Source organism: Streptomyces sp. M-16 (genome assembly GCF_052114405.1).
Classification (GTDB): domain Bacteria; phylum Actinomycetota; class Actinomycetes; order Streptomycetales; family Streptomycetaceae; genus Streptomyces.
Genome location: NZ_JBFRER010000199.1, coordinates 1 through 7,856, shown reverse-complemented (window position 1 = coordinate 7,856; position 7,856 = coordinate 1). Strand labels below are relative to the sequence as shown.

Annotated in this window: 3 protein-coding genes; all 3 read right to left on the bottom strand. The window is 76.3% G+C overall.

The genetic code is table 11. The features are described 5' to 3' along the window. The coding region (locus AB4039_RS40440; protein ID WP_442273128.1) for a type I polyketide synthase at positions 1 to 2,099 on the bottom strand (2,099 nt) is incomplete at its 3' end. 1 nt (position 2,100) lies between these two features. Next, positions 2,101 to 6,846: a type I polyketide synthase gene (locus AB4039_RS40435; RefSeq protein WP_442273127.1), complete on the bottom strand. Its 4,746-nt coding sequence runs from the start codon at positions 6,844 to 6,846 to the stop codon at positions 2,101 to 2,103. Between the two features lie 74 nt (positions 6,847 to 6,920). Next, positions 6,921 to 7,856 (bottom strand): KR domain-containing protein (locus AB4039_RS40430; protein ID WP_442273126.1); only part of this gene is annotated, 936 nt, incomplete at its 5' end.

Here is a 7,856-nt window from a genome sequence, read left to right as displayed (position 1 = left end):
CCGTTGACCGCCGCGATGTCCACATCGGCCGACAGCAACGGACGGACGTCCTCCTCGGTGGCGCGCACGGACACCATCGCGCCGCCCTCCGGCAGCGCGCCCATCAGCGCGCCACGGGCCGCCACCAGCCGGGCCGCGTCCGCCAGCGACAGCACCCCGGCCACATGCGCGGCGGCGATCTCACCGATCGAGTGACCCGCCACGAAGTCCGGACGCAGGCCCACCGACTCCGCCAGGCGGTACAGCGCCACCTCGACCGCGAAGAGCGCCGGCTGGGTGACCTCCGTACGGTGGACCTCCTCCCCGCCCCCGAACACGAGCTCCTTCAACGGCAGGGCGAAGTGCGCGCACACCTCGTCGAAAGCGGCCGCGAACACCGGCTGCGCCTCGTACAACTCACGCCCCATCCCCGGACGCTGCGCACCCTGACCCGAGAACAGGAAGGCAAACCTCCCGCCGGAGGCCACGCCCTCGACGAGTTCCTCCCGGTCGGCGCCGGTCAGCACGCCGCGGTGGGCGAACGGCGTCCGCAGGGAGAGGGAGTGGGCCAGGTCGGCGGGGTCCAGCTCCGGGTGGTCCTGGGCGTACGCGCGGAGCTGGACGGCCCGCGCGCGCAGTGCCTCGGGGGTGTGCGCCGACAGGGGCCACGGCGTGGCAGTGGGGAGCGGTGTCCGGGGCTCCCCGGCGCCGGCCCGCGGCCGGGCGTCCTCGGGGGCGGCCTGCTCGACGATCAGGTGGGCGTTGGTGCCGCTGACCCCGAACGCGGACACGCCGGCGCGGCGCGGCTCGCCCGTCTCGGGCCAGGGCGCGGGCTCGGTCAGCAGGCGTACGCCGCCGGCCGTCCAGTCGACGTGCGGGGTCGGCTCGTCCACGTGCAGGGTCCTGGGCAGGGTGCCGTGCTGGATGGCGAGGACCATCTTCATCACGCCGGCGACGCCGGCGGCGGCCTGGGTGTGGCCCAGGTTGGACTTGACGGAGCCCAGCCACAGGGGGCGGTCGGCGGCCCGCTTGCGGCCGTAGGTGGCGAGCAGGGCGTGTGCCTCGATGGGGTCGCCGAGCCTGGTGCCGGTGCCGTGGGCCTCGACCGCGTCGACCATGTCCGGGGACAGCCGGGCGCTGGCGAGGGCCTGGCGGATGACGCGCTGCTGGGCGGTGCCGTTGGGGGCGGTGAGCCCGTTGGAGGCGCCGTCCTGGTTGACGGCGGAGCCCCGTAGGACCGCGAGGACCGGGCGCCCGGCCCGGCGGGCGTCGGAGAGCCGTTCGAGGACGAGCAGGCCCGCGCCTTCGCCCCAGCCGGTGCCGTCGGCGGCGGCGGCGAAGGGCTTGCAGCGGCCGTCGGCGGCGAGTCCGCGCTGGCGGCTGAACTCGACGAAGACCCGGGGGGTGGCCATCACGGTCGCCCCGCCCGCGAGGGCCAGGGAGCATTCGCCGCGGCGCAGTGCCTCGGCGGCCAGGTGCAGGGAGACGAGGGAGGAGGAGCAGGCGGTGTCGACGGTGACGGCGGGGCCTTCGAGGCCGAGGACGTAGGAGAGGCGGCCGGAGAGCACGCTCGCCGCGTTGCCGGTGCCTATGTAGCCTTCGAGGCCCTCTTCGGGCCGGTCGCCGAACAGGGTGCCGTAGTCCTGGCCGTTGGTGCCGACGAAGACGCCGGCCCGGCTGCCGCGCAGGGCGGCCGGGTCGAGGCCCGAGCGTTCCAGGGCCTCCCAGGCGACCTCCAGCAGCAGTCGCTGCTGGGGGTCCATGGCGCGGGCCTCGCGCGGGCTGATGCCGAAGAAGGCGGGGTCGAAGTCGGCGGCGCCGCCGAGGAAGCCGCCCTCGCGGACGTAGCTGGTGCCGGCCCGGTCGGGGTCCGGGTCGTAGAGGGCGGCGAGGTCCCAGCCGCGGTCGTCGGGGAAGGCGGCGAGGGCGTCGGTGCCGTCGGCGAGCAGGGTCCACAGTTGTTCGGCGGAGTGCACGCCGCCGGGGAAGCGGCAGCCCATGCCGACGATCGCGATCGGCTCGTGGGTGAGGTCCTCGGCGTCCTTCAGGCGCCGGTTGGCCTCGTCCAGGTCGGCCGTGACCCGCTTGAGGTAGTCCAGGAGCTTGGTCTCGTTCACCATGTCAGCGGGTCCCGTATTTCTGGTCGATGTAGGCGAAGAGGTCGTCCGCCGTGTCCAAGGTCGGTGGGGCGTCGGCGCCCGGCGCGTCGTCGGTGCCGGGTCCGGAGCCGGGGTGCGGTCCGGTGCCGATGCCCTCGCGGGGGCGGGCTCGGGCCAGGAGGGTCTGGAGGCGCGTGGCGACCTCCGCCCGTACATCGGGGGCGTCGAGGACCGCGAGGGCGTCCTCGACGCGGTCGAGGTCGGCCAGCAGGCGGGCGGCGGCGGTGCCGCCGAGTTCGGCGTCGAGGTGGTCGGCGAGGGCCTGGGGGCTGGGGTGGTCGAAGACCACGGTCGTGGGGAGGTCCAGGCCCGTGCGCAGGCCGAGGACGTTGCGCAGGTCGACGGCGGTGAGGGAGTCGAAGCCGAGTTCCCGGAAGGGATGGGTCGGGGTGACGGCCCCGGGACCGTCGTGTCCGAGGACGGCGGCCGCCTGGGTGCGTACGAGGTCCAGCAGGGCGGCGGCGCGTTCGGCGTCCGGGAGCAGGGTGATCCGCTCCCGCCAGCCGGGTTCCCCGTCGGCGGTCCGGGGGCGGGCCTCCTCGACGCCGGTGAGGAGCGGGCTGGGGCGGACCGTGGTGAAGCCGGGGGCGAACAGGGTCCAGTCGATGTCGGCCACGGCCAGGCCGGCGTCACCGTGGTCCAGGGCCTGCTGGAGGCCCTCGATGGCGTGCGCGGGTGCCATGGGGCGGATGCCGTGGCGGCGCAGGCGTTCGCCGACGGCCTCCTCGTCCTCGGCCATGCCGCCGCCGGCCCAGGCGCCCCAGGCCACGGCGGTGGCGGGCAGTCCGTCGGCGCGGCGCTGCTCGGCCAGGGAGTCGAGGTGGGCGTTGGCGGCCGCGTAGTTGGCCTGGCCGGCGCCGCCGACGGCGCCGGCGAAGGAGGAGAAGAGGACGAACGCCGACAGGTCGAGGCCGGCGGTGAGTTCGTGGAGGTTGCGGGCGGCGTCGGCCTTGGGACGCAGGACCGTCGCGAACCGTTCGGGGGTGAGGGTGTCGAGGACGCCGTCGTCGAGGACGCCGGCGGTGTGCACCACCGCGGTCAGGGGCAGCTCGGCGGGGATCGCGTCGAGGACGGCGGCGAGCGCGTCCCGGTCGGCGGCGTCGCACGCCTCGATGGTCACGCGGGTGCCCGTCGCGCTCAGTTCGGCGGCGAGTTCGCGGGCGCCGGGGGCCCGGTCGCCGCGGCGGCTGGTGAGGACCAGGTGTTCGGCGCCGGACGCGGCGAGCCAGCGGGCGATGTGGCCGCCGAGGGCGCCGGTGCCGCCGGTGACCAGGACGGTGCCGGAGGGCCGCCAGGGCGTGACGGGGGCCGATGCCCTTCGTACGCGGACCAGCCGGCGGGCGAGGATCCCGGTGGGGCGGATCGCCAGCTGGTCCTCGGCGGCGGTGCCCGGGCCGGCCAGCAGCAGGGCGCCGAGGCGGTCCAGGGCGGTGGCGTCGGGTTCCGCCGGGAGGTCGACGAGCCCGCCCCAGCGGGTGGGGGTTTCCAGGGCGGCCGCCCGGCCCAGGCCCCAGACCTGTGCCTGGCCGGGGTCGCAGGGCCGGTCCTCGGGGCCGGTGGAGAGGGCGCCGCGGGTGGCGCACCACAGGGGTGCGGTGATCCCGGCGTCGCCGAGGGCCTGGTGGAGCAGGAGGGCGGTGTCGGCTCCGGGGTCGCCGGGTGCGGCGGGCAGGAGCAGGACGCCCGCGCAGCGGCCGGCGCCGGCCAGGGCCGCGAGGAGGCGGAAGGTCAGCGCCTCGCGGTCGTGTCCCGTGCCGGGGTCCAGGTCCAGGCGGGCGGTGGTGGCGCCCCGGGCGGCGAGCGCCTCGGTGACCGGGTCGAGGTCCTGCGGCCGGGAGCCGACGACGAGCCAGGTCCCGGTCGGGGCGGCGGGGGCCGACGGGGTGGCGAGCGGCTGCCAGTCGATGCGGTACTGGAGGCCGGCCGCGGGGTCCCGGTCGGGGGCGGCGGGCCCGGCGGGGGCCTCGCCGGGGCGGGCCCAGTAGCGGGTGCGCCGGAACGCCGTGGTCGGCAGGGCCACCCGGCGTGCGGGGCGGCCCGCGAGGACGCCGGTCCAGTGGGGGGTGGCGCCGTGGACGAACAGTTCGCCGAGGGCGGCGGTGACGGTCTCCCGCTCGGGCCGGTCGCGGCGCAGGGCCGCCGTGAGGACCGGGTCCGGGCCGCTCACGCAGGCCTGCCCGGCGGCGGTCAGGACGCCGGAGGGGCCCAGCTCGACGAAGCGGCGTACGCCCTGGGCTTCGAGGTGGCGCATCCCGTCGTGGAAGCGCACGGCGGCACGTACGTGCCGGACCCAGTACTCGGGGGTGCGCAGCTCGGCCGGGTCGGCGGTGCGGCCGGTGATGTCGGAGACGATCGGGACCGACGGCTGGTGGAAGGTGAGCGTCCGGGCGATGCGGCCGAATGCGTCGAGCATCGGCTCCATCAGCGACGAGTGGAAGGCGTGGCTGACGTTGAGCCGCTTCGTGCGGTGGCCCGCGGCGTCGAGGAGGGCGGCGGTCTCGCAGACCGCGTCCTCGGGGCCCGAGATGACCACGGCGCGGGGGCCGTTGACCGCGGCGATGTCGACGCCGGCCGCGAGCAGGGCGCGCACCTCGTCCTCGGCGGCCTGGACGGAGACCATCGCCCCGCCCTCGGGCAGCGCCTCCATCAGCCGGCCGCGCGCGGCGACCAGGGTGGCCGCGTCGGGGAGGGTGAGGACGCCCGCGACGTGGGCGGCGGCCAGTTCGCCGACGGAGTGGCCGAGGAGGAAGTCGGGGCGCACCCCCCAGGACTCGAAGAGGCGGTACAGCGCCACCTCCAGGGCGAACAGGCCCGCCTGCGTGTAGTGGGTCCGGTCGAGGAGGGCGGCGTCGCCGGTCACCACCTGGCGCAGCGGGCGGTCCAGGTGGGCGTCCAGCGCGGCGCAGGCCGCGTCGAAGGCCTCCGCGAAGACCGGGAACGCCGCGTACAGCTCGTCTCCCATGCCGACGCGCTGGGCGCCCTGTCCGGTGAACAGGAACGCGAGCCCGCCGGGGGCGGCGCTGCCGCGCAGGACACCGGGGGCGGGGGTGCCGTCGGCGAGCGCGGCCAGGCCTTCCAGGAGGGCGTCGCGGTCGCCGGCGACCACGGCGGCGCGGTGGTCGAGGGTGGCGCGGGTGGTGGCGAGGGAGTGGGCGACGTCGCGCGGGGACAGGTGCGGCTCTGCCGTCAGGTGGGCGTGGAGCCGGGCGGCCTGGGCGCGCAGCGTCTCGTCCTCGCGGGCGGAGAGCACCGCGAGGACGGGGGCCGGATCGGAGGCGGGCTCGGGGGCGGGCTCGGGGGCCGGGGCCGGATCGGGGGTGGTGAGGTGTTCTTCGAGGAGGACGTGGGCGTTGGTGCCGCTGATGCCGAAGGAGGAGACTCCGGCGCGGCGCGGGCGGCCGTCGGCGGGCTGCCAGTCCAGGTTCTCGGTGAGCAGCCGTACGGAGCCGGCCGACCAGTCGACCTGGGGCGTGGGCTCGTCGACGTGGAGGGTGCGCGGCAGGACGCCGTGGCGCATCGCCTCGACCATCTTGATGACGCCCGCCACGCCCGCGGCGGCCTGGGTGTGCCCGATGTTGGACTTGACGGAGCCGAGGCGCAGCGGCCGGTCGGCCGGGCGGTGGTGCCCGTAGGCCGCGATGAGGCCCTGTGCCTCGATGGGGTCGCCGAGGGTGGTGCCGGTGCCGTGGGCCTCGACCGCGTCGACCTGGTCGGGCGTCAGGCGGGCGTCGGCGAGGGCCAGTTCGATGACCCGCTGCTGGGCGGGCCCGTTGGGGGCGGTGAGGCCGTTGGAGGCGCCGTCCTGGTTGACGGCGGAGCCGCGGACCACCGCGAGGACGGGGTGGCCGTTGCGGCGGGCGTCGGAGAGCCGTTCCAGTACGAGCATGCCCGCGCCCTCGCCCCAGCCGGTGCCGTCGGCCGCGGCGGCGAAGGCCTTGCAGCGGCCGTCGCGGGCCAGGCCGCCCTGGCGGCTGAACTCCGCGAACAGGGTGGGCGTCGACATGACGGTGGCGCCGCCGGTGAGGGCCAGCTCGCACTCGCCGCGCCGCAGCGCCTGGGCCGCCAGGTGCAGGGCGACGAGGGAGGCGGAGCAGGCGGTGTCGACGGTGACGGCGGGGCCCTGGAGCCCGTAGACGTAGGAGAGGCGGCCGGAGAGGACGCTGGCCGCGTTGCCGGTCATGATGTGCCCGGCGAGGTCGTCGGCGGAGTGGACGGCCACGGGTGTGTAGTCCTGGCCGTTGGTGCCGATGAACACCCCCGTGCGGCTGCCGCGCAGGGTGTCCGGGGCGATCCCCGCGCGTTCGAAGGCCTCCCAGGAGGTCTGCAGCAGCAGGCGCTGCTGGGGGTCCATGGCGAGGGCCTCGCGGGGGGAGATCCCGAAGAAGCCGGCGTCGAACTCGCCCGCGCCCTCCAGGAATCCGGCCCGGCGGGCGTGGGACGCGCCGGCCCGTTCCGGGTCGTCGGACAGCAGGCCCGCCAGGTCCCAGCCGCGGTCGGTGGGGAAGCCGGACAGGGCGTCGCCGCCGGAGACGAGCAGCCGCCACAGGTCTTCGGGGCTCTGGACACCCCCGGGGAAGCGGCAGCTCATGGCCACGACGGCGATCGGCTCGCCGTCCCGGTTCTCGCTCTCGCGCAGCCGTTCCCGGGTCTGCTCCAGTTCGGCCGAGACGCGCTTGAGGAAGTGGCGGAGTTTGTCTTCGTTGGACACGTGGGGGTTCTCCCTGGCGGAGGGGTTGGCGGCGGCGGGTCGGGGCACGGGGCCGGGCGCGGGCGCGGGCGTGGTCATGAGATGCCGAACTTCTCGCCGAGCAGGCCGAACAGTTCGTCGTCGGTCGCCGTCTCGTACGCGTCGGCGCTCGTGGCGCGCTCCGGATAGTCGGCGGCCTGCTGGCCCTGGGCCAGCAGGGCCCCGAGCCGCTGCATGATCTTGGTGTGGTCGCCGGTGCCGGGCTCGACACGGGCCAGGGCACGTTCGAAGCGGGCGAACTCCTCCAGCGCGGACGGTCCGTCCGCACCGGCGTCCCCGCACAGCTCGGCCAGCAGGTAGGCGGCGAGGGCTGCCGGGTTGGGGTGGTCGAAGACGACGGTGGCGGGGAGCGTCAGGCCGGTGGCCGTGCTCAGCCGGTTGCGCAGTTCGACGGCCGTCAGGGAGTCGAACCCCGCCTCGCGGAAGGCCCGGCCGGTGGCGACCTCCTGCGCGGTGCCGTGTCCGAGGACGGCGGCCACGTGGGTGCGGACCAGGTCGAGCAGGGTGCGTTCCCGGGCTTCGGCGGGCAGGCCGGGGAGGGTGTCCCGCAGGGAGGTGCCGGCGGCGCGGTCGTCCAGGGCCGCGAGTACGCTCCGCACCTCGGGGACGCCCGTCAGGAGCGGGCTGGGGCGGCCGGTGACGAAGGCCGCCGTGAAGCGCTCCCAGTCGACCCCGGCGACGACGAGCGTGGTCTCGTCCCGGTCCAGGGCCTGCTGGAGCGCGGTCATGGCCAGGTCGGGGGCCATCGGCAGGAGGCCGCCGCGGCGCATGCGGGCGGTGACGGCGTCGGATCCGGTGGCGAGGCCGCTGTCGGCCCAGGCTCCCCAGGCGACGGAGGTGGCGGGCAGTCCGTCGGCGCGACGCTGCTCGGCCAGGGCGTCCAGGCAGGCATTGGCCGCCGCGTAATTGCCCTGACCAGCGCCACCGACCGTACCCGCGAACGACGAGAACAACACGAACGCCGACAGCTC